Consider the following 19,656-nt stretch of genomic DNA (forward strand, 5'->3'; position numbering starts at 1 on the left):
CAGGGGAGTACTCGCTGTCGACGACGAACTACCGGGCGAGCGTCTCGTCGATGGAGCTGGTCCCGATGGACAGTGTCACCTGCGTGCCCCATGGGTCGTTGAGGCGCACCTGACGTCCATCGTCGGCGAAGTCCATCTTGCGGGCACGCAGTCGGGCGACGAGGGCGTCGAGGTCCTCGCGGCCGGGAACACTGATGGCAACATTGCCGAGACCGAGGCTGGCCGCACGGGGACCGGCGCCGCGGCTGTTCCACGTGTTCATCGCGACATGGTGGTGGTATCCGCCGGCCGAGGCGAAGAGCACACCCGGCATTGAGGCCAGGGTGGGTTCGAAGCCGAGGGCATCGACGTAGAACTCACGGGCCCGCGGGACATTGCCGACCTGCAGGTGGACGTGGCCGACGATTCCCGGTTCCGCCGAGGTGGCTGCGAGGACCTCGTTGCTCAGGTGGCGTTCGAGGAATTTGTTGGGGTCGAGGTAGAGCGAGTCCATCTGGACCTCACCGTCGACCGAATGCGTCCACACCGATCGGTCACGATCGACGTAGAGCTCGATGCCGTTGCCCTCGGGGTCGGTGAAGTAGAACGCCTGGCTGACGAGGTGGTCACTGGAGCCGACGAACCGGCTGTTCGTATTCTGCGCGGCGTGAGCGACCGTCGCGGCCAGCGCGGCCTTGTCCTCGAAGAGGAATGCCGTGTGGAACAGGCCGGCCTGGCGGGGGTCGACGCCGGGCAGGCCGGGAGTGGCGACGAGTTTGACGAGGGGAGTGGTGCCGCGACCCAGCACCCGGTGGACCTCGGAGCCGCGCGAGGACTCCTCCAGCGGCTCCATGGCCAGGGCGTTGGAGTAGTAGGAGGACATCTTCTCGAGGTCGCCGACGCGAAGGGTGACGGCGTCCATACCGGTGGCCGCGCTGAGTGTGGTGTTGTTGACCGGGGCGACGGATGTAGTGGTGTCGATGGCAGTCATGGTCTCATTCCTTCGAGAGGATCCGCGTAAGTAGTTGAATATTCAACCAAAACTCTACGCTGAGACGTCGAGGAAATCAAGACGCTCCCTGTGATGTGATACGACAGAGAGCGAATGCTGCTCGTGGATGCGATGGCATCCATGATTGACGTCGAAGGAGATGATGGCATGAACGGGGCCGAGAGCCTGTTGGAGGCGCTGGGGCACAACGGGATCGAGGTGTGCTTCGCGAATCCCGGAACCTCGGAGATGCACTTCGTGGCGGCACTCGACCGGCAGCCGCATGTCCGCGGTGTGCTCGGGCTCTTCGAAGGGATCGTCACCGGCGCCGCCGACGGCTATTCGCGGATGCTCGACAAGCCGGCCGCGACTCTGCTGCACCTCGGGCCGGGTGCGGCCAACGGGCTGTCCGCTCTGCACAATGCGCTGCGAGCCAGAGCTTCGATCGTCAATATCATCGGCGATCACGCCGGCTATCACCGTGGCCTCGATGCGCCTCTGACCTCGGATATCGAAGGGGCGCTGCGGCCGTTCAGCAATTGGGTGCGCACATCACCGTCGGCGAATTCCATCGCCGCCGATGCCGCCGACGCCCTCGGCTTCAGCCTGCCGGGACGGATCAGCTCGCTCATTCTTCCCGCCGACATCGCGTGGAATGCCGCCGATGAGTACCAGGGGCCACCGACAGCGGTCGTCCCGACGCCGCGCACGACCGATCCCGCCGAGGTCGACGCCGCTGCGGCGCGGCTGAGGGAATCGGGGCGTCGGACTGCCATCCTCCTCGGTGGGCGGGCTCTGCGGACCGAGCAGCTCGAGGCTGCGGCGCAGATCGCGTCGGCCACCGGTGCCTCGGTGTTGGCGGAGACCTTCGCCCCACGCACCGAGCGCGGTGCCGGCCGTCCGACGGTGACGAAGATCCCCTACCCCGTCGAGCCCTCGGTCGAGCTACTGAAGAACTTCGACGCCTTCATCCTCGTCGATGCCAAACCGCCGGTCGCCTTCTTCGCCTACCCCGATAAGCCGAGCGTGCTCACTCAACCGGGATCGACGTTCTTCCATCTCAGTCCCATCGGCGCCGATTCGCTCAACGCGCTCGAGGCGCTGCGCGAGGCGATCGGTGCAGGATCGAACGAGCATAACCTCGCCGAGGCTGCCGACAGCGGATCCGTCTTCCCCACGGTGCGGGCGGAGCTGGCTCCACCTCCGAGGCCCGACGGGACGATCACTCCGGCCAAGCTCGCGGCGTGGCTCTCCGGAGCGATCCCCGAGAATGCGATCGTGCTCGATGAGTCGATCACCACAGGACGCGACTTCTACGCTCAGACGGCGACATCGGCCCCGCACGACTACCTCGGCGGCACCGGAGGATCGATCGGGTGGGCGCTGCCGGTCGGAGTGGGAGCGGCGGTCGCGAATCCTGACCGAAAGGTCGTCGTGCTCGAATCCGACGGCTCGGGGATGTACACGCCTCAAGCACTGTGGACCTATGCCCGGGAACAGCTCGATGTCGTCGTGCTCATCTTCGCCAACCGGAAGTACCAGATCCTGCGCAACGAGATGTCCAACGTCGGTGTGCCGGACTTCGGGCCCAAGGCACAGTCGCTGCTCGACATCGGCAGCCCTGACATCGACTGGGTCAGCCTGGCAAAAGGAATGGGCGTTCCGGCGACACGCGTGGAGACCATCGAGAGCCTCGATCGTGATTTCGCAGCCGGTCTGGCCGACTCGGGTCCGCGGCTCATCGAGGTGGCGGTGTAGGCCGATACAGTCCGTCGGTCACTCCGCCGATAGGGTGGAGTGCATGAGGTCCGTTTCGAAGTCTGCCCCGGTCGCCCTGGCCGCTGGACTGGCCATTGCTTCTCTCGTCGCGCTCAGCGGCTGTGGCACCGACACAGGAGACGCACCAGAGGCAGCATCGACCCCGACGCAGACACTGGAAGTCGTGGCGCAGGGGTTCGACTCGACCGAGGACCTTGCGGACTATCTGGCGAAGCCCTTGGATGACGTCGATGTCTACCTCGAGTCCGAGGCGAACCCGGACTTCGATGAGGAGAACGAACCCGACCGGCTCCACGTGGAATTCGCCTCCGATGAGGACGAGGCGGCGGACATGGAGGCCACGGCGCAGATCGTCCAAGCTGTGTCACAGGCAGCCTTCGACTACGACATCCTCATGGTCACCGGCGACCTGTCCGCCGGAGAATGGTCGTACCTCTACCACCGGGACACGGTGGCCGATCTCACGGCAGATGACAGCATCGCCGTCGCCGGCGTCTGGGACGCATCCGATCAGAGCTTCGACACCGTCCACCGGTAAGTGGGTCCGGGTCGCGTCGGCATCGTTCGACCGGCCAGACCGGCATCTCCCGAGTGACTACTTCTCGACTGCGACCCCGTCGGCGTCGGCGAAGATCATGGCTCCGGGACGGATGATCGCCCCACCGATCTCCAGTGGCACATCGATCTCACCGACGGCGTCCTTCGCGCTCTTGCGCGGATTGCTGGCCAGGGCCTTGATGCCGAAATCCATCTCGGCCAGGGCCTCGCGGTCGCGAACGGCTCCGTTGATGACGACACCTGACCAGCCATTGTGCACCCCAGCCTCGGCGATCATGTCACCCATCAATGCGGTGGCGATCGACCCGTCGCCGTCGATGACGAGGACAGCGCCGTCGCCGGGCTCATTGAGCGTCTTCTTGACCAGACCGTTGTCCTGGAAGCAGCGAATCGTGCGGGCCGGGCCGGAGAACGCGACCTTGGCTCCGAAATCACCGAAGTTGAGAGCGATCGAGTACAGCTCATCGCCGCGTTCGTCCCAGAGGTCTGCCGTCGAAACTGTCATATCTGTGCCTTCCGCTGATGGTATGCGTACCTGAAGTGCTCAGGCGAATGCCTGCGTTCGAGCATAGAGCCCGGGCACTCCGCCGGAGTGGATGAAGACCACCGTGTCGTCGGGTCCGAACCGGCCGCCGCGGACGAGGCCGACGAGACCGGCGGCTGCCTTGCCGGTGTAGACGGGGTCGAGGAGGATTCCTTCGGTGCGGGCGAAGAGCCTGACGGCCTCGACCATGCCCTCGGTCGGCAGCGCATAGCCGGTACCGACGTAGTCGCCGAGTCCCTCAGTGCGGTCGCGGGGGACCGGTGGCAGTTCGAGTATTTCCGCGGTGGAGTCGACGAGGCCGGTGATCTTGGGTTCCTGATCGGCGCGAGAGCGGCTGACGTTGATTCCGATGACGGGGACGTCGCTGCCGGCGGCGTGAAGGCCGACGATGAGGCCCGCCTGCATCCCCGCCGACCCGCTGGGAGTCACGATCGATGTCGACTCCGACTCGAGCCCCGCCTCGGCGAACTGAGCGAGCATCTCGTGGGCGCAATCGACATACCCGAGCGCACCGATTGGATTCGAACCGCCGACGGGAATGACGTACGGATTCTTCCCCTCAGCTTTCAGAGTCTCAGCGAGCTTCTCAGCCTCACCCAGGAGGTCGGCACCGTTTCCGAGCACCTCGACCGAATCCGCGCCGAGGAGGTCGAAGAGCAGGAAATTGCCCGTGAACTCCGGCGGGTTCGCCCCTGCAGGACCGAGCGGCGAACCGTCGGGGCCGAGATCCTCCTCGACGATGAGATGGCAGTCGAGCCCTTCCCTGCGCGCGGCCGACAGGGTCAGACGGCAGTGGTTGGACTGCACACCGCCGACGGTGATGAGGCAATCGGCACCCCGCTCAAGGGCATCGGCGATGAGGAACTCGAGCTTGCGCGTCTTGTTCCCGCCCTGAGTCAGGCCGAGCTGATCATCGCGTTTGACCCAGATCTGCGGCCCGCCGAGCTCTGCCGACAGTCTCGGCAGATGCTCCAGCGGGGTCGGACCGTCGGTGTAGCTGCGGCGGGGAAATGCGTTGAGGTCGACCATGGTTCCTCAGTCTACTGATCACGGACCTCTGTTGGCTGCGGACCTCTGTACTCCGACCGCACCCTGCGAGCTGCGGTTCGTCAGAGCCCGCGCCGTCGTCGACTCTGTCCCGGCGGGGCACCCGAACTCAATCGTCGAATTCGACGGAGCGGACTGCCTGCTCTTCGTCGTCGGCGGCCGTCTTGTTGGCGACGGTCACAGTCATCATCTCGGCAGTGACTCTGTTCGTATACACCACACGAGTCCAGCTCGAGTCGGCGTCGGCAGCGACGCGATCCCACTGAGTCACATGAGCGTCGCCGTGGTCGTCGAGCGCGTCGACGACACTCTTCGCGGCACGTTCCCCGACGTCGATGTCAGAGCCGGTGCCCCACGCACGGACAAGCTCATCGGCATAGTCGGCGGCCGCCGACGGATGACCGGTGCTCTGTGCCGCTGAGGCAGCGGTCGCCGCAGTGTCGCCGGCAGCCGTCTGCGTTCCCGGTGAAGCCAGAGCGGTCCCGTCGGTGACCGCGACTCCGGCGAAGCCGATGATCGTGGCGATTCCCAAACCTGCCGCCCTGTTGCGGATCGTGGTGTTCACAGTGATGGCCTTTCTCCTCGGTGATCCGGCATCGGATGTGCCGTCGACGCAGACCAGTATCGCCATCGTGAGTGAGAGGCCGACAGCGGAATCTGTGAAGACCGTCAGAACAGGTCACGGCTGGGAGAACCGAATGTTGCAGTCCTGCGCGTACGACCGTTACACGGCAGAGCCCCTTGACAGTGATTCGGCCGATGGCCGACGGCGGGCCCGCGGGCTGATGCAGCGTGGACCGGCCGCCGGCGGGGGACGAATGCAACAGATTCGTCGATGCAATGAGATGCCATCGTGACTAGGACTCTTGTGCCGAAGCCGCTTGTGCCGAGGAAGGACGCGCGGCTGCGGGAGCCTCACGATCGGCGGATTCGTCCACAGCGGTGGGGGCCGCCTCGGTGAGGGTGTCCGCATCGTCATCGGACTTCTCCATCCAGTCCTTGCCGTCGAGGATGCGCGCGACCATCATCGAGCTCGCCTGGTCGCCGACGGAGTTGACCGTCGTGGCCGGTGGGTCGATGACGGTGCCGATGATCTGGATGATCGGCAGAGCTGCGGCGGGGAAGCCGTAGAGCGTGATGATCATCAGCTCGCCGATGAACCCGCCTGAGGGGATGCCGGCCATGACCATCCCTGCGAGCAGAGCCACGGCGATGCCGATGAGGATGTTGCCGGGTGTGAAGAAGTCCCGCTGGAAGACGGCGAAGAGGAACGCGATCTTGAGGATCGCAGACAGGCTCGACCCCTCCATATGGATTGTCGCCCCGATCGGAATGATCGTCTCCCTGATGTCGCGGGGGACTCCGATGCGCTCGCCGGCACGCAGGTTCGCAGGGATCGCCGCCACCGAGGAGGACGTGCCCAGAGAGATCGCCGTCGGCTCGATGATGTTCGACCAGAACTTCGTGACACCTCGGCGACCTCCGGCGAGGAACGCATAGAGCGTGAATGCGGCGACGAAGTAGATGATCGCCACGGGATAGTAGACGAGGAAGGCGCGGACGTAGTCGCCGACGAGCTGAGCCCCGAGTTCGCCGATGAGAGCGGCGAAGTAGGCACCCAGGCCGATCGGGGCGTAGTACATGATGATCGAGGTGAACCGGAGGAACACCTCGGAGCCCGATTCGAGGAATGCGGCGAAGGGCTTGCCCTTCTCACCGATGCTGCTGGTGGTGATGCCGACGATGACGGCGAAGACGATGAGGGCGAGCATGTGCTCGGCCGACAGGATCTTCGTGAAATCGTCGACGACGAAGGTCTGGACGAGCTGGTCGCCGATGGAACCGACCTCCTCGACGTCCTTCGGCTGTGTCATCTCGACCTGTACGCCCTCGGTGGCTTTCGTGATCCACAGGGCGGCGACCATGACGAGCGAGGCGATGATGCCGGTGACGGCGAAGACTCCGAGCATTCCGCCGAGGATTGTGCCCAGGCGTTTGGCTGAGGACATCCCCGCCACGGCCGAGGAGATGGAGAAGAAGACGAGGGGAACGACGAGGGTGAACATCATGTTGATGAACAGCGTGCCGAACGGTTTGATGACGGTCGCACTCTCGCCGAAGATCAGCCCGATGATCGCGCCGATGACGACACCGGTGAGGATGAAGAGCGGGAAGCGGTAGTTGCGCAGGATCCGGGCGAGCCTCGAGCCGGATCGTGAGTCAGCGGCGGTGTCCGCGTCGGTGGGGGAGGCCATAGGGTCTGCCTTTCACGTAGTGCGTTCTGCCGGAGCGATCCTACTGGTCGGGATGAGCTGGTGCGCACACATCTTGTCAGGAAGGAAAGTTGCGCTCTCTACACTGAACGAACGATTAGTCTAGACTGAGGAACGTGACTGAAGAGAACCCAGGCAACGGCGCCGAACCGACCGCCCCGGAATCCCTCCTGTCGGCCAGGGACATCGGATTCCTCCTCTACGACTGGCTCAAGGTCGACGAACTGACCGACAGGGACCGCTTCTCCGACCACTCTCGTGAGGTCTTCGACTCGCTCCTGTCAGCGAGCGAGGACCTGGCCAAGGCGAGCTTCGCCACGCACTCGCGCAAGTCCGACCTCAACGAACCGACCTTCGACGGACAGAGGGTGACCCTGATCCCGGAGATCAAAGCGGCCCTCGACCAATTTGCCGACATCGGGCTGCTGTCGGCGACGATGGACGACGAGGTCGGTGGAATCCAGCTGCCGCAGACGGTGGCGAAGGCGTGCTTCGTATGGTTCCAGGCCGCCAATATCGCCACCTCCAGCTACCCGATGCTGACCATGGCGAACGCGAATCTGCTGCGCGAGTACGCTGATCCCGCTCTCGTGGAGCGGTATGTCGGCCCCGAGCTCGACGGGCGGTTCTTCGGCACCATGTGCCTGTCTGAACCCGAGGTCGGTTCCTCCTTGGGTGACGTCACGACGAAGGCCGTGCCCGATCCCGCCGGCAGCGATGGCGCGTTCCGCATCCACGGCACGAAGATGTGGATCTCCGGCGGCGATCACGAACTCTCGGACAACATCGTCCACCTCGTCCTCGCCCGCGCCGAAGGCGACGGACCGGGCACGAAAGGGCTGAGCCTCTTCCTCGTTCCGAAGTTCCTCGTCGAAGCCGACGGCAGCCTCGGCGAGCGCAACGACGTCGTCCTGGCTGGTCTCAACCACAAGATGGGCTGGCGGGGAACGACGAACACGCTGCTCAACTTCGGTGAGGGCACCCACCGCCCTGCCGGTTCCGCGGGTGCGATCGGCTACCTCGTGGGGGAGCGCGGGCAGGGCCTGACCTGCATGTTCCACATGATGAACGAGGCGCGCATCGGTGTCGGGGCCGGCGCCGTCGCACTGGGCTACCGCGGATATCTCGACGCCCTGGCCTATGCCCGTGACCGTCGACAGGGCCGACCCGACGGAGCGAAGGGCACGGATGCCGGCCAGGTTCCGATCGTCGAGCACGCCGACGTCCGGCGCATGCTGCTGGCGTCGAAGAGCTACGTCGAAGGCGGGCTCGGCCTCATCCTCTACGCCGCACGTCTGCTCGACGAATCCGAGACCGCGCCCGAGGCAGCCGACCGTGATCGTGCGGCGCTGCTGCTCGACGTGCTTACCCCGATCGTCAAGACCTGGCCGAGCGTGTGGTGCCTCAAGGCCAACGATCACGCGATTCAGGTGCTCGGCGGTGCCGGATACACCCGCGACCACGACGTCGAACAGCTCTACCGCGACAACCGACTCAACCCGATCCATGAAGGCACCCACGGCATCCAGGCCAAGGATCTGCTCGGTCGGAAGATGATCATGGCCCGCGGTGCCGGGCTGACGACCCTCCTCGAGCGGATGCAAGAGACCGTCGCCGAGGCGGCCGAGACATCCGCATGGTACGCCGAAGCCGCGGCGCTGTGTGCCGCCGTCGAGCGGATCGGAACCGTCACCGCGACCGTCTGGGCCGAGCAGGATCCCACCCTCGCGTTGGAGAATGCGTGGACCTATCTCGAGGCCGTCGGGCACACCGTCATCGCCTGGCTGTGGTTGGAGCAGGGAATGGCCGCCGAGGTGACCGCCCGGCACCGCGGTGACTCACCGTTCCTGCGCGGCAAGATCGCAACGGCCAGATACTTCTTCACCCATGAGCTGCCGCTGACCGGGCCGTGGTTCGACCTCGTCGAAGCCCGCACGACGACGTTTCGCGACCTCGAAGACTCGTGGCTGTGACGCAGTGTCAGCGGTGACGCGCTGCTGGGATGTTCAGCTTCTCAATGGCGGCACTCTTCGATCGACGTTCATGATGATCCGCAGGAACAGTCCACCGGCCAACAGGCCCCCGACGAGGTCGGTGACCCAATGCCATCCGAGGGCGAACGACACAGCGACCGAGTTCACGCTGACCGCTGCGACTGCCCACCACAGCAGTCGAACGGTCCGGGTGGAGGCGCTGCTGTAGGTGGCGATGAGGTAGGCGACCGTGCCGTAGATGAGCACCGCCTCGGCGGCGTGACCGGAGGGGTAGCTGATTCCGCGCCCGCCGAGGTCGAGCAGACCGCCCTGGAAGAATCGGGGGTCGTGCAGCGTCGTCGCCGGGCGGGCGAGCAGCAGCTTGAACGATCCGACGCCGAGGTAGAACGCGGCCTCGGCAGCGACGGCGATGACGACCGGCCGCCATGACCGCCGCCGGCGGGCCAGCGTGATCGCCGTGATGACGAGTACCGGAAGGCAGACGGCCTGCCCGGCGATGGGGTCGAGGATGTGCTGGACGAACCAGACGAGATCCTGATTGAAGAGGTAGAGCCACCGGCGGTTGAGCTTGTAGTCCCAGACTCGCAACGGCCCCGCAGCGAGCACGGTGACCACGACGAAGGCCGGGGCCAGAACCCAGATCGAGGTTGCCCGAAGGAGCAGCCCCTGTCGTCGAGCCGTCCGGGGACTGGGTTCGGAGGGGCTGCCGATCGTGTCCTTCGATTCGACATAAGACTCAGCAACCATCACTGCTGATCTTAGACGGAGCAGACAATCACTTCTGCGATTGGCGATAAAGAAACGATGAATTCTGCAATGGATTTCGTCGATCCAGCTCGTCTGAACCCTGACGACGACGGTGGCTAGTTCCCCAGTGACCGTGCGCGAGCAGTGATCGACCGGGCCGCGCCCAGGGTCTGAGCGAGGAAACCGCGTCCGAAGAGCCGCACATGGGCGAGCAGCGCGAAGAAGCTGTGCGCAGGCAGGTCCTCCCGCCACCCGGTAGGCATCGGATGAGCCTCCTCGTAGCCGGAGAAGATCTCCTCGAGGAACGGGGTGCCGAAGAGGGCAAGCAGCGCGAGATCCTCCAGACGGTGCCCGCCGTGGGCGGCGGGATCGATGAGCGTGCACCCGTCAGGAGTCCACATGAGGTTGCCGGCCCACAGATCACCATGCACCCGGGCCGGCGCTTCGACCCCGTCGCCGCAGATACCGTCGAAGGCTCCGCTGCGGATCACCGCGATCGCCGAGGCGACCGTGTCCTTCTCATCATCCGTGAGCTGTCCGTCGAGCCAGGTGAGAATCGGTGACAGTCGCTGATCGGCCCAATAGTCGGAGAAGCGCGAGACTGCATCGTTGGCAACGGCGAACGGGGCGTCGAGGGGACCGAAGAACGCCGACTCGGACGGCGACCAGCCGAACCCAGGAGCACCGGCATCATGGAGCCGTGCGAGCCCGCGGCCGAACACCGCGGCAGCATCCGCGTCGGGCCCGACCTCCTCGAGGCGTTCGAGCCGCAGGTGATCTGCACCGACGTCGATGACCTCGACGACGGGGATCACCCCCGGTTCGGCCAACCACTTCAGCCCGGCCGCCTCGGCGGCGAAGAAACCCTCCGGTGCGTCGCTGTGACTCTTGAGGTGATGGACGTTCATAACTCCAGGTTAGCGCTCGCCAGCTCTGCGGTCAGGTGTGTAGTTCGGCGATGAGTCCCGCCGCCTCGGCGACGAGTTCGGCATTGCCCGTCGCCTGGCTGCCGTCGATGAGTACGGGCGTGTCCTCGAGACCGGTCCGCACCGCGTGCCCGCGCCGGATCGCACGGGCATTGACGACCCAGGATGCGATTCCGTCACCGTGGTGGACCTGCGGCAGAGCGATCCGTGCCTCGGTGAGGACCTGCTCGATCGCCGCCGCATGCGCGATCGCGGCATCCGGATCGGAATCACCGGGTTCGATGAGCACCCTGTGACAGGATGCGGCCAGACCCGAGTCGACGAAAGCCGAGGCATCATCGAGTTCGAGCAGTCCTGCTTCGATCCGGACGCCGCGGCCCAGGAGCAGTTCGCAGAGCGCGACGATCCCGGTCTCACCCTGATTCGCGCTGACGAGATCGGGCAGCTCCGTCCATTCTGCGATCTGAGCCGAGCGTCGTTCGGGGTCGGGTTCGATCTCGGCGGCGGTGCTCAGGGAGATCGGCACGCCCGGGCACGCGCGGCGCACAGCCCTGATCGTCTCGGCCGTGACCGCCGCGTCGAACGTCTGCCTGCCCGCGTCGTCGAAGGGATGGAGATGAACCACCTCGGCGCCGGCAGCCACGGCCGCGCCGGCTTCTGCGGCGATCGTCTCCGGGGTGCGCGGGGCCGCCGGATGATCGCGGCCGCCGTTGAGAGCGACGTGCAGCCGTGGAACTGACGAAGATTGTGCGTTCATCTCCTCACCTTCTCGCACTCACGGCACCGAGTACAGCCGACATCGTAAAGTGGTGCGACAAGGAGAATCGATGCAGAGAGGTGCACACGTGAACGCAGCGGTCGACGGTAAGGACGGCAGCCTCGGCGATGGTGCTCACTCCTGCTGCGCACCCGCGGTCGAACGCCCCGGAGTCGGCGGCGCGGGTGCGACGATGCCGACTGCACATGCCACCGGGGCCCTCGCCTTCAGCTTCGACTTCGTCACGACAGGTGGGACCTTCGATATGGGGGACCCGTTCGGCGACGGTCATCCGGCAGACGGGGAGGGGCCCCGCCACCGCGTGAGACTCAGTGACTACGAGATCGCTGCGACGACGGTGACGAATGACGACTTCGCTCACTTCGTCTCGGCGACCGGTTTCGTCACCACCGCGGAGAGGCTGGGCACATCGGCGGTGTTCGCGATGCTGCTCGAGGACAATCCGCAGGCATCGAGTCACATCCTCGGCCGGGCACCTGGCGTGCCTTGGTGGGTGGAGGTCTCCGGAGCACACTGGGCGGCGCCCGAAGGACCCGGCTCCGATGTCACCGACCGGCGTGACCATCCCGTCGTCCACGTCAGCTGGGAGGACGCGGTCGCCTACTGTGCCTGGTCGGGCACCCGACTGCCGAGCGAAGCCGAATGGGAATGCGCCGCCCGCGGGGGACTCAAGGGGCGTCGCTACCCATGGGGCAACCGGGTGCTCATCGACGGAGACTGGAACTGCAACATCTGGCAGGGAGAGTTCCCGAGCACCAACACCCGCGATGACGGGTACATCGGGACCGCGCCGGCCAGACACTTCGCCCCGAACGGCCTGGGGCTGTACAACACCGTCGGGAACGTGTGGGAATGGTGCGCCGACTACTTCGACCGCGATTACTACCACCGCTCGCCGCAGATCGACCCACGCGGTCCCGAGACGGGGGAGAAGAGGATCATGCGCGGAGGATCCTTCCTCTGCCACGACTCGTACTGCAACCGCTATCGCGTGGCGGCCCGGTCATCGAACACTCCGGACTCCTCGGCCTCGAACATCGGCTTCCGGGTGGTCCGGGACGTCTGACGGCGCTGCGATGATCAGCTCAGCAGATCGCGTTCGAGGCGTGCCATGAGACGCTGCGTCTCCTCACTGAGCGCATCGAGAGTGAAGCGGATCGTCAGACGTTCCTCGGCGCCGGCACGGGTGACCGCCGAGATGTGTCGGGTCGGAGCATTCTCCCCGCTGAGCGGGATCCGGCGAACCGGATGGAGGTCCTGGGACCGCGAGAGCCGAGAGGCCACACAGATGCCGAATCCGCTGTGCACGAGGGCGGTGCCGGTGTTCCAGTCGTTGGCATAGTGGCCGACGATCGGGGTGAACCCCGCCGCCGTGCAGCTGGCCATGACCAGCTGGTGGTAGGTGGTGCCGGGCCGGCCGAGGATCCACGTCTGCGAGGCCGTGTCGGCGATCGTCACCGACTCCCGTTCGGCCAGCGGATGGTCGAGGGGCACCATGAGGTCGAGGGGGTCGTCGATGAGGAAACGCTGGTGGAACCGTGCATCCGCTCCAGCCGGTATGTCGGAGGTGGCTACGACCACGCCGACATCGGCATCCCCTGCGAGCAGGAAGTCGAAGCATTCGCCGGGCTCGGCCTCGATCGTCTGAGTCCGAAGCCGAGGGAAACGCTCATTCAGCGCCTTCATCGTCGGCGGCAGGAGCAGTCCGGCGGCGGTGGAGAACCCACAGAGCCCGATCGAGCCGGCGACCTCGTCGGAGTGTTCGCCCAGCTCGGCCAGGGCGCGTTCCCATTCGGTCGACATGGCATCGACATGACGCAGCAGCGACAGGGCGGCCGCGGTCAGGCGGATGGTCCGCCCCCGCTGTTCGAGCAGCGTGACTCCGAGTTCGGCGGCGAGCTGTCTGATCTGGTGGGAGACCGTCGACGGCGAATAGTGCAGCGCGTGTGCCGCCGCGGTCACTGTGCCGTGTCGATCGATCATGCTGAGCATCACCAGCCGGTTGTCAATCATGCGATCCTATCGAACGATGTGGTGCTGTTTCCTGCGATAGACAACACTACTCCATGGCCCCATCATGGATGGTGGAGGCCGAATCGGCTCCCTTTTCAGTCCATCGGACGCACAGTTCTCAGTGAGAGAGTGAGGTTCTGCTTGCCCGAATACGCGAAGATCAGAGGATCGAGGCGACAGCTGTGGATCGGCGCGATCGTGCTGTTCGGACTCTCCGCGGCGGCCAACCTCGCCAGCCCGCTCTATCCCCTGTTTCAGCAGTCCCTGGGGATGTCGGATCCGACGATGACCGCGCTGTATGCGACCTATGTGCTCAGCTGCCTGCCGTCCCTGCTCCTCTTCGGTTCGGCCGCCGACGCCTTCGGTCGCAGACCTGTGCTCGTCGTGGCAATCGTTCTCGTCATCCTCGGCACGACGCTGTTCGGCCTCACCTCGGGCGAAGTCATCGGCCTCTTCCTTGGGCGGATGCTCATCGGCATCGGACTCGGACTGGGCACGGGTGCGGGCATCGCGCTCATGGTCGAGGCTTCTCCGGCCCGGCGCGCCTGGCTCGGGTCGACACTGGCGACCATGGCCTTCGTCCTCGGCGCGGGAGCCGGTCCGATCCTGTCCGGAGCGATCGCCCAGTACGCCGAGGCGCCGCTGGTCACCCCGTTCGTCGTCATGGCTGCCTTCCTCACAGTCTCCGCCGTCCTCGCCGCGGTCATGCCGCTGCACCGGCCGTTCACCCGTCAGCGGTGGCGGCCGACCTGGCCGGCGGTGCCCGGCCCCATGCGGGTGAGTTTCAACATCGCCGCCATCACGGGTTTCATCGGCTGGGCCGCACTCGGACTCTTCCTCGCGCTGCTGCCCTCGATGGCCGCGGAGATCCTGCCGACCTCAGGTCCCCTGGCCTCCGGGCTCATCGTCGGAGCCCTCCTCGTCGTGTCGACGGGCAGCCATCTGCTGGCCCCGAAGTTCCGGCCCCGCGCCGCCCAGACGCTCGGACTCATGTTCATGGGCCTCGGAGCCGCACTGCTGCTGAGCTCGAATCTGCCCGAGCTCGGGGACGCCACGGTGACCACGCTCATGGCCATCGCCGCTGCGACCACCGGGTTCGGACACGGGCTCAGCTACTGGGGAGCCAACCGCGAGATCGACGATCTCACGCCGCCGCGCAACCGTGCGGGCATCACGGCCGCTCTCTATCTCGCCTTCTACGCCGGAGCCGGAGCGCCCGCGGTGCTCGTCGGCGCACTGTCGCTGACAATGAGGCTCGTCGACGCGATCATGATCGTCACCCTCGTGCTTCTGCTCACGACGATCGCGTTCATTCCCGTCCCCAGCCTGGCGCTGACGACGATCCGACAGTCACGAAGCGGCAAGGGGCAGGTACAGGCAGCGGAGCCGTTGCGGACCTCGGAGCCGGTGCGGACATCTGTGCCTGTCAGCTTTGGTGGGGGACTAGGATCGGGAGAGCCCATCGATCCGATCCGAGGACACGAGAATGACATCGTCAGCACCCGAATCGACCGTGACAGCGCTGCCGGAGGGACTGGAGGATCGACTCGTCGCCTGGCGACGTGACTTCCATCGGTTCGCCGAACCGGGATGGACGGAGTTCCGCACCACCTCGGCGATCATCACCGTGCTGCGCGAGTTGGGCTGGGACACGGTCTTCGGCCCTGAGCTCCACGACGCGAATGAGCGTTTGGGTGTGCCCGCCGCCGAGGTGCTCGCCGCCGAACGTGAACGTGCCGTGGCCCAGGGTGCGGACTCCGAACTCGTCGAGGCGATGGGCGACGGATTCACCGGTGTCCTCGGCATCCTGGAGACAGGTCGCCCGGGCCCAATCGTGTGCTTCCGCTTCGACATCGACTCCAACGACCTCGTCGAATCGCAGGATCAAGCGCACCGCCCCTTCGCCGAGGGATTCTCCTCGGTCAACGAGGCGGCCATGCACGGGTGTGGCCACGATGGGCACGCGGCGATCGGACTCGGACTCGCCACCGTCCTCAGCGACAGTCTTGAGGCATTGACCGGGACGGTGAAGATCATCTTCCAACCCGCCGAGGAGGGGGTCCGCGGGGCGCATTCGATCGTTGCCGCCGGCTGGTTCGACGATGTCGACCTCTTCGTCGCCACCCACTTGAAGTCCGATGACGGCAAGGGGAACATCGTCACCGGGTCCGACGGATACCTCGCCAGCACGAAGTTCGACGTCACCTTCACGGGAGTCGGATCCCACGCCGGCGGGGATCCCGAGAGGGGCAGGAACGCCCTGCTCGCAGCCGCCTCGGCGACACTCGGTCTCCACGCGATCCCACGCCATTCGGCCGGCGCCAGCCGAATCAACGTCGGCACCTTCTGTGCGGGGGAGGGCCGCAACGTGGTGCCCCGGGCGGCGACGATCCGTGTCGAGACTCGGGGACAGACGAGCGAGATCAACGAGTTCATGTTCGCCCGCGCCGAGGACGTCATCGCGGGAGCCGCGCGGATGCAGGGAGTCGACTGCACACTCACGGTCGTCGGACGTGCCGACCGCGAGGACCCGAGCCCCGAACTCCTGCCCTTCATCCGCGAGAGCTTCACAGGAGTCCCCGGAGTCGCCGAGATCCGCGATTCGAGCGGCGTCGGAGGTTCGGAGGACGCCACGGCCATGATGAAGCGGGTGAAGGAGCGCGGGGGACTGGCCACCTACGTTCAGATCGGCATGGATACGACCGCCGGCCACCACACCGAGGACTTCGACGTCGACGAGGACATGCTCGGCCTCGGGGTCCTCGCCGAAGCCAGGATCGCCCTGGGCACACCGGCGTTCCTCGCTGCGCAAGCGCCCGAGTCGACCACGTGAGAGCGCCCGACAGACTCATGTGAATGTCGAGAATCACCCGCCCTGACCTGCGTTTCCTCATCGTCTCCACCGGCCATACGCCGGGCCGCGTGAACCGTCCCATCGGTCGCATCGGGTGTCAGGGGGCGACGTTGTCGAGTTCGGCGACGTCCTGGTCGGTGAGGGAGACGCTTGCGCCGGCGATGTTTTCGCGTAGGTGCGCGGCTTTGGAGGTGCCGGGGATGAGGAGGATGTTCTTCGAACGCTGCAGCAGCCAGGCAAGAGCGACGGCCATCGGTGTCGCTTCCAGGCGGTTCGCTACGGCGGTGAGGGCATCAGCTTGCACGGGGGTGAACCCGCCGAGTGGGAAGAACGGGACGTAGGCGATGCCGTTGACAGCGAGGTCGTCGACGAGCCGGTCGTCCCACCGGCTGGCGAGGTTGTACAGGTTCTGCACGCAGACGATCGGTGTGACCGCGCGGGCTTCGGCGACCTGCTCGGCGGTGACATTGCTGACACCGAGCTGTCCTATCAGGCCCTCCTGTTGGAGGCCGGCGAGTGTTTCCATGGCCTCGGTGATCGAGCCGGACTGAGGGCCATTGGCGTCGCCCATGCGCATATTCACGAGGTCGAGACGCTCGACTCCCAGTGATTCCAGGTTATCGTGAACCTGCGCACGCAGATCCGCAGGCGTGCGTGCGGTCGGCCAGCCACCCTCGGCATCACGATTCGCGCCGACCTTCGTCGCGATCATGACCGCTTCCGGATACGGGTGCAGCGCCTCCCGGATGATCTGGTTGGTCACCCGGGGCCCGTAGGCAGCGCTCGTGTCAATGTGCGTGATGCCCTGCTCGACGGCATCGCGAAGCACGGCGATCGCGCCATCATGGTCGGCCGGAGGCCCCATCGCCGAGGGTCCTGCAAGTTGCATCGCCCCGTAGCCGAAGCGGGTGACGGTGCGGTCGACGAGATTCCAGGTGCCGCCGGGGAGGGTGGTTGATGCGATGGTCATCGAGTCATGTCCTTCTTGTTGAATCGTGGGCTGGTGGTACGCCCCTTCCTGTATCAGTATTGGAAAGTAACTCTCCAGAGGGAAGTACGCACTTCAGAGTGCGTTACTCCCCCATAACCGAAAGGTGGTCAACATGACGACGACCGCAGCCGACAAACGCGAGCAGGACAAGAATGCGTATAACGCGTTCCTCGCGGTGTGTCCGAGTCGTCAGCTCCTCGACCGGATCGCCAACAAATGGGTCGCGCTCATCCTCTGCGCTCTCGGAGGCGACGGCACCGGCGGTACCGGAGAGCCGACATCGATGCGGTACTCCGAACTCTCCCGCCTCATCGCGGGCGTAAGCCAGAAGATGCTCACCCAAACTCTCCGATCCCTCGAACGAGACGGCCTCATCACCCGCACGGTCACCCCGACGGTCCCCGTCACCGTCGACTACGCACTCACCGACCTCGGCCTGTCGCTCCACCACACCACACGCCAGCTCCGGGCCTGGGCCCAGGAGCATATGGATGCCGTTCAAACCCATCGCGATATCTACGACACCCAGGACTGATCCCGTTCGTTACTGCGGAGCGGGATATGCCCCTGCGCATCGCCAGCGCTTGACATTGAGGAACGGGAACTTCCAGACCGACGGGACTATGTGAGGCGAACGCGCCGAGGCGGCTGGTTCAGGTCGAGACGGCTGGTTCAGGTCGCGACCCACGTCGGAACCGCGGCCACCACCCAGGCCAGGCCCGGGCCGATGAGGCACATGAGGCCCGCATAGCCGATCATCTGCCGGTAGTAGCGGTCACGGATCGACGCATCGACATTGGCCAGCAGCATCGCACCGTTGGTCGAGAACGGACTGATGTCGACGATGGTGGCCGCGATCGCCAGTGCCGCGACGAAGCCGCCGACATGGACGTCTCCGGATTCGAGGAACGGCACGGCCAAGGCGATGACGACGCCGATGATCGCCAGGGATGACGCCAGCGCCGAGATGAGGCCGGACATGTAGAACAGCAGCAGCGCGGCCAGCAGCGGAATGCCGATCGAGGAGATTCCCGCCGAGACCCATTCGACGGTGCCCGCCTCCTGCAACACGGCGATATAGGTGAGCACACCGGTGATGAGGACGACGACTGACCAGGAGACCTTCGACATCGCCGCCTTGCCGGCTGCCGGGTTGATCATGGCGAGGACGATCGCGATCGTGATGGTGACGAATCCGACGTCCCAGCCGAAGGCGATCACGGAGACGGCCATGGCGGCGAGGCCGATGAGAGTCGGGATCTGTGAGCGGGAGAGCCGGACCTGCGCCTCATCCTCGGCGTGTTCCTGGTCTTCGGCTTCGGCACGCAGGCCCGGGCGCCTGCGCAGGACGAGGTAGACGACGAGGGCGAAGGCGAAGTTGAACAGCAGCGGGGCGAGGAACAGCGACAGCGGCGTCGGGGTCAGCCCGTTCTTCGCGAGATAGTCGCTGATGAAGATGCCGTAGACGCTGATGGGGGAGAACGCTCCCGCCAGCGCACCGTGGACGACGAGGAGGCCGGTCATGAACTGGTTGATCCGGTTCCGGCGCGCGAACGTCAGGGCCAGCGGCGCGATGATGGCCACGGCGAAGAGCGCGCCGAGGGCGATGAGGACGGCAGTGAGTGCGAAGAAGATCCACGGCATGAGGGAGACCCGACCGCCGACGAGCCTGACGCACCAGTGGACGATGACCTCGATGACACCGTTGTTCTGAGCGAAGCCGAACAGATACGTCAGCCCCAGAAGAGTGAGGAACAGATCGACCGGGAACCCGGAGAGGAACTCCTCGGGAGCCTGATGGAGGACGAGGCCGCCGACCCCGGCCGCGGCGATGAAACCGAGGAGACCCATATTCAGATCTCTCCAGGTTCCGATGACGAACATCAGTCCGAGGACGATGATGCAGATCAGTTCCGGACTCATCCCAGTCTCTTCTCCCTCGCGCTCGATCACGCGCAATCGTACGCGCTCCCTACCTGCATGCCAGGTGGTACTACTCTACGGTCGATCTCACACTGTGACCGCCGCGTCTCGCAATGCGTCCCTTGTGTTCCCGGGCGGATAAACAGGTGGTCAAACGCTCCACGCTGGACAGTGCGCTGGATCACCAGAGAGCTAGAGTGTCACCCAATCGCCCCATCCCACCCCGTCGAAAGGCAGCGATCTCATGTCCGAAGACGCA

Annotated in this window: 18 protein-coding genes; 7 read left to right on the forward strand and 11 right to left on the reverse strand. The window is 65.6% G+C overall.

Annotated elements, in window-relative coordinates; genetic code table 11:
* Window positions 1-28 precede the first annotated feature (28 nt).
* Entirely contained in the window at window positions 29-970 is a 942-nt protein-coding gene (locus tag GUY23_RS06870) for a VOC family protein (RefSeq protein WP_166970879.1), read from the reverse strand.
* Window positions 971-1,138: 168 nt separating this feature from the next.
* On the opposite strand from GUY23_RS06870, the gene GUY23_RS06875 reads away from it, so the two are divergent.
* Both GUY23_RS06875 and GUY23_RS06880 read left to right on the forward strand, forming a co-directional pair.
* A complete protein-coding gene (locus tag GUY23_RS06875; RefSeq protein WP_166970881.1) occupies window positions 1,139-2,728 on the forward strand; it encodes an acetolactate synthase large subunit in 1,590 nt (529 codons plus the stop codon).
* Between the two features lie 43 nt (window positions 2,729-2,771).
* Entirely contained in the window at window positions 2,772-3,287 is a 516-nt protein-coding gene (locus tag GUY23_RS06880; protein ID WP_166970883.1) for a hypothetical protein, read from the forward strand.
* A gap of 57 nt (window positions 3,288-3,344) precedes the next feature.
* Here GUY23_RS06880 and rraA read toward each other — a convergent pair whose 3' ends face one another.
* The 4 genes from rraA to GUY23_RS06900 all read right to left on the reverse strand — a co-directional run bounded on the left by rraA (window position 3,345) and on the right by GUY23_RS06900 (window position 7,153).
* Window positions 3,345-3,812 (reverse strand): ribonuclease E activity regulator RraA, encoded by a 468-nt coding sequence (rraA, locus tag GUY23_RS06885; protein WP_166970885.1) that lies wholly within the window; start codon window positions 3,810-3,812, stop codon window positions 3,345-3,347.
* 39 nt (window positions 3,813-3,851) lie between these two features.
* Window positions 3,852-4,880 (reverse strand): D-cysteine desulfhydrase family protein, encoded by a 1,029-nt coding sequence (locus GUY23_RS06890; protein ID WP_166970887.1) that lies wholly within the window; start codon window positions 4,878-4,880, stop codon window positions 3,852-3,854.
* 127 nt (window positions 4,881-5,007) lie between these two features.
* Window positions 5,008-5,463 (reverse strand): hypothetical protein, encoded by a 456-nt coding sequence (locus GUY23_RS06895; RefSeq protein ID WP_166970889.1) that lies wholly within the window; start codon window positions 5,461-5,463, stop codon window positions 5,008-5,010.
* Between the two features lie 292 nt (window positions 5,464-5,755).
* Window positions 5,756-7,153, reverse strand: coding sequence for a dicarboxylate/amino acid:cation symporter (locus tag GUY23_RS06900; RefSeq protein ID WP_166970891.1), 1,398 nt, complete (start codon window positions 7,151-7,153; stop codon window positions 5,756-5,758).
* 134 nt (window positions 7,154-7,287) lie between these two features.
* Here GUY23_RS06900 and GUY23_RS06905 point away from each other — a divergent pair, with 134 nt between their 5' ends.
* Complete coding sequence (locus GUY23_RS06905) at window positions 7,288-9,144, forward strand: acyl-CoA dehydrogenase (RefSeq protein WP_166970893.1); 1,857 nt, start codon at window positions 7,288-7,290, stop codon at window positions 9,142-9,144.
* Window positions 9,145-9,177: 33 nt separating this feature from the next.
* Here the strand turns inward: GUY23_RS06905 and GUY23_RS06910 are convergent, their stop codons facing one another.
* The 3 genes from GUY23_RS06910 to GUY23_RS06920 all read right to left on the reverse strand — a co-directional run bounded on the left by GUY23_RS06910 (window position 9,178) and on the right by GUY23_RS06920 (window position 11,595).
* Window positions 9,178-9,912 (reverse strand): phosphatase PAP2 family protein, encoded by a 735-nt coding sequence (locus GUY23_RS06910; protein WP_228282775.1) that lies wholly within the window; start codon window positions 9,910-9,912, stop codon window positions 9,178-9,180.
* Between the two features lie 116 nt (window positions 9,913-10,028).
* The gene (locus GUY23_RS06915; protein ID WP_166970897.1) at window positions 10,029-10,820 is read right to left on the reverse strand and encodes a fructosamine kinase family protein; all 792 of its coding nucleotides are present in this window, start codon (window positions 10,818-10,820) and stop codon (window positions 10,029-10,031) included.
* A 31-nt stretch (window positions 10,821-10,851) separates the two neighbouring features.
* The gene (locus tag GUY23_RS06920) at window positions 10,852-11,595 is read right to left on the reverse strand and encodes a 3-keto-5-aminohexanoate cleavage protein (RefSeq protein WP_166970899.1); all 744 of its coding nucleotides are present in this window, start codon (window positions 11,593-11,595) and stop codon (window positions 10,852-10,854) included.
* Window positions 11,596-11,665: 70 nt separating this feature from the next.
* Between GUY23_RS06920 and GUY23_RS06925 the strand changes: the two genes are divergently transcribed.
* Window positions 11,666-12,682, forward strand: a complete 1,017-nt coding sequence (locus tag GUY23_RS06925; protein WP_208085505.1) for a formylglycine-generating enzyme family protein — start codon at window positions 11,666-11,668, stop codon at window positions 12,680-12,682.
* Window positions 12,683-12,696: 14 nt separating this feature from the next.
* On the opposite strand, the gene GUY23_RS06930 is transcribed toward GUY23_RS06925, so the two are convergent.
* Window positions 12,697-13,629, reverse strand: coding sequence for a LysR family transcriptional regulator (locus tag GUY23_RS06930; protein WP_166970901.1), 933 nt, complete (start codon window positions 13,627-13,629; stop codon window positions 12,697-12,699).
* Window positions 13,630-13,770: 141 nt separating this feature from the next.
* On the opposite strand from GUY23_RS06930, the gene GUY23_RS06935 reads away from it, so the two are divergent.
* Window positions 13,771-15,195 carry an MFS transporter gene (locus tag GUY23_RS06935; RefSeq protein ID WP_166970903.1) on the forward strand — a complete coding sequence of 475 codons (1,425 nt, stop codon included), beginning with the start codon at window positions 13,771-13,773 and terminating at the stop codon, window positions 15,193-15,195.
* Window positions 15,116-16,462 carry an amidohydrolase gene (locus tag GUY23_RS06940; protein WP_166970905.1) on the forward strand — a complete coding sequence of 449 codons (1,347 nt, stop codon included), beginning with the start codon at window positions 15,116-15,118 and terminating at the stop codon, window positions 16,460-16,462. The genes GUY23_RS06935 and GUY23_RS06940 overlap by 80 nt, the downstream gene beginning before the upstream one ends.
* 118 nt (window positions 16,463-16,580) lie before the next feature.
* On the opposite strand, the gene GUY23_RS06945 is transcribed toward GUY23_RS06940, so the two are convergent.
* The gene (locus GUY23_RS06945; protein ID WP_166970907.1) at window positions 16,581-17,453 is read right to left on the reverse strand and encodes an oxidoreductase; all 873 of its coding nucleotides are present in this window, start codon (window positions 17,451-17,453) and stop codon (window positions 16,581-16,583) included.
* Between the two features lie 133 nt (window positions 17,454-17,586).
* Here GUY23_RS06945 and GUY23_RS06950 point away from each other — a divergent pair, with 133 nt between their 5' ends.
* Window positions 17,587-18,009 (forward strand): winged helix-turn-helix transcriptional regulator, encoded by a 423-nt coding sequence (locus GUY23_RS06950; RefSeq protein ID WP_166970908.1) that lies wholly within the window; start codon window positions 17,587-17,589, stop codon window positions 18,007-18,009.
* 137 nt (window positions 18,010-18,146) lie between these two features.
* On the opposite strand, the gene GUY23_RS06955 is transcribed toward GUY23_RS06950, so the two are convergent.
* Window positions 18,147-19,397: an SLC13 family permease gene (locus GUY23_RS06955; RefSeq protein WP_166970910.1), complete on the reverse strand. Its 1,251-nt coding sequence runs from the start codon at window positions 19,395-19,397 to the stop codon at window positions 18,147-18,149.
* Between the last annotated feature and the right edge of the window lie 259 nt (window positions 19,398-19,656).

The sequence above is a fragment of the Brevibacterium atlanticum genome (assembly GCF_011617245.1).
In the GTDB taxonomy this organism is placed as follows: domain Bacteria; phylum Actinomycetota; class Actinomycetes; order Actinomycetales; family Brevibacteriaceae; genus Brevibacterium; species Brevibacterium atlanticum.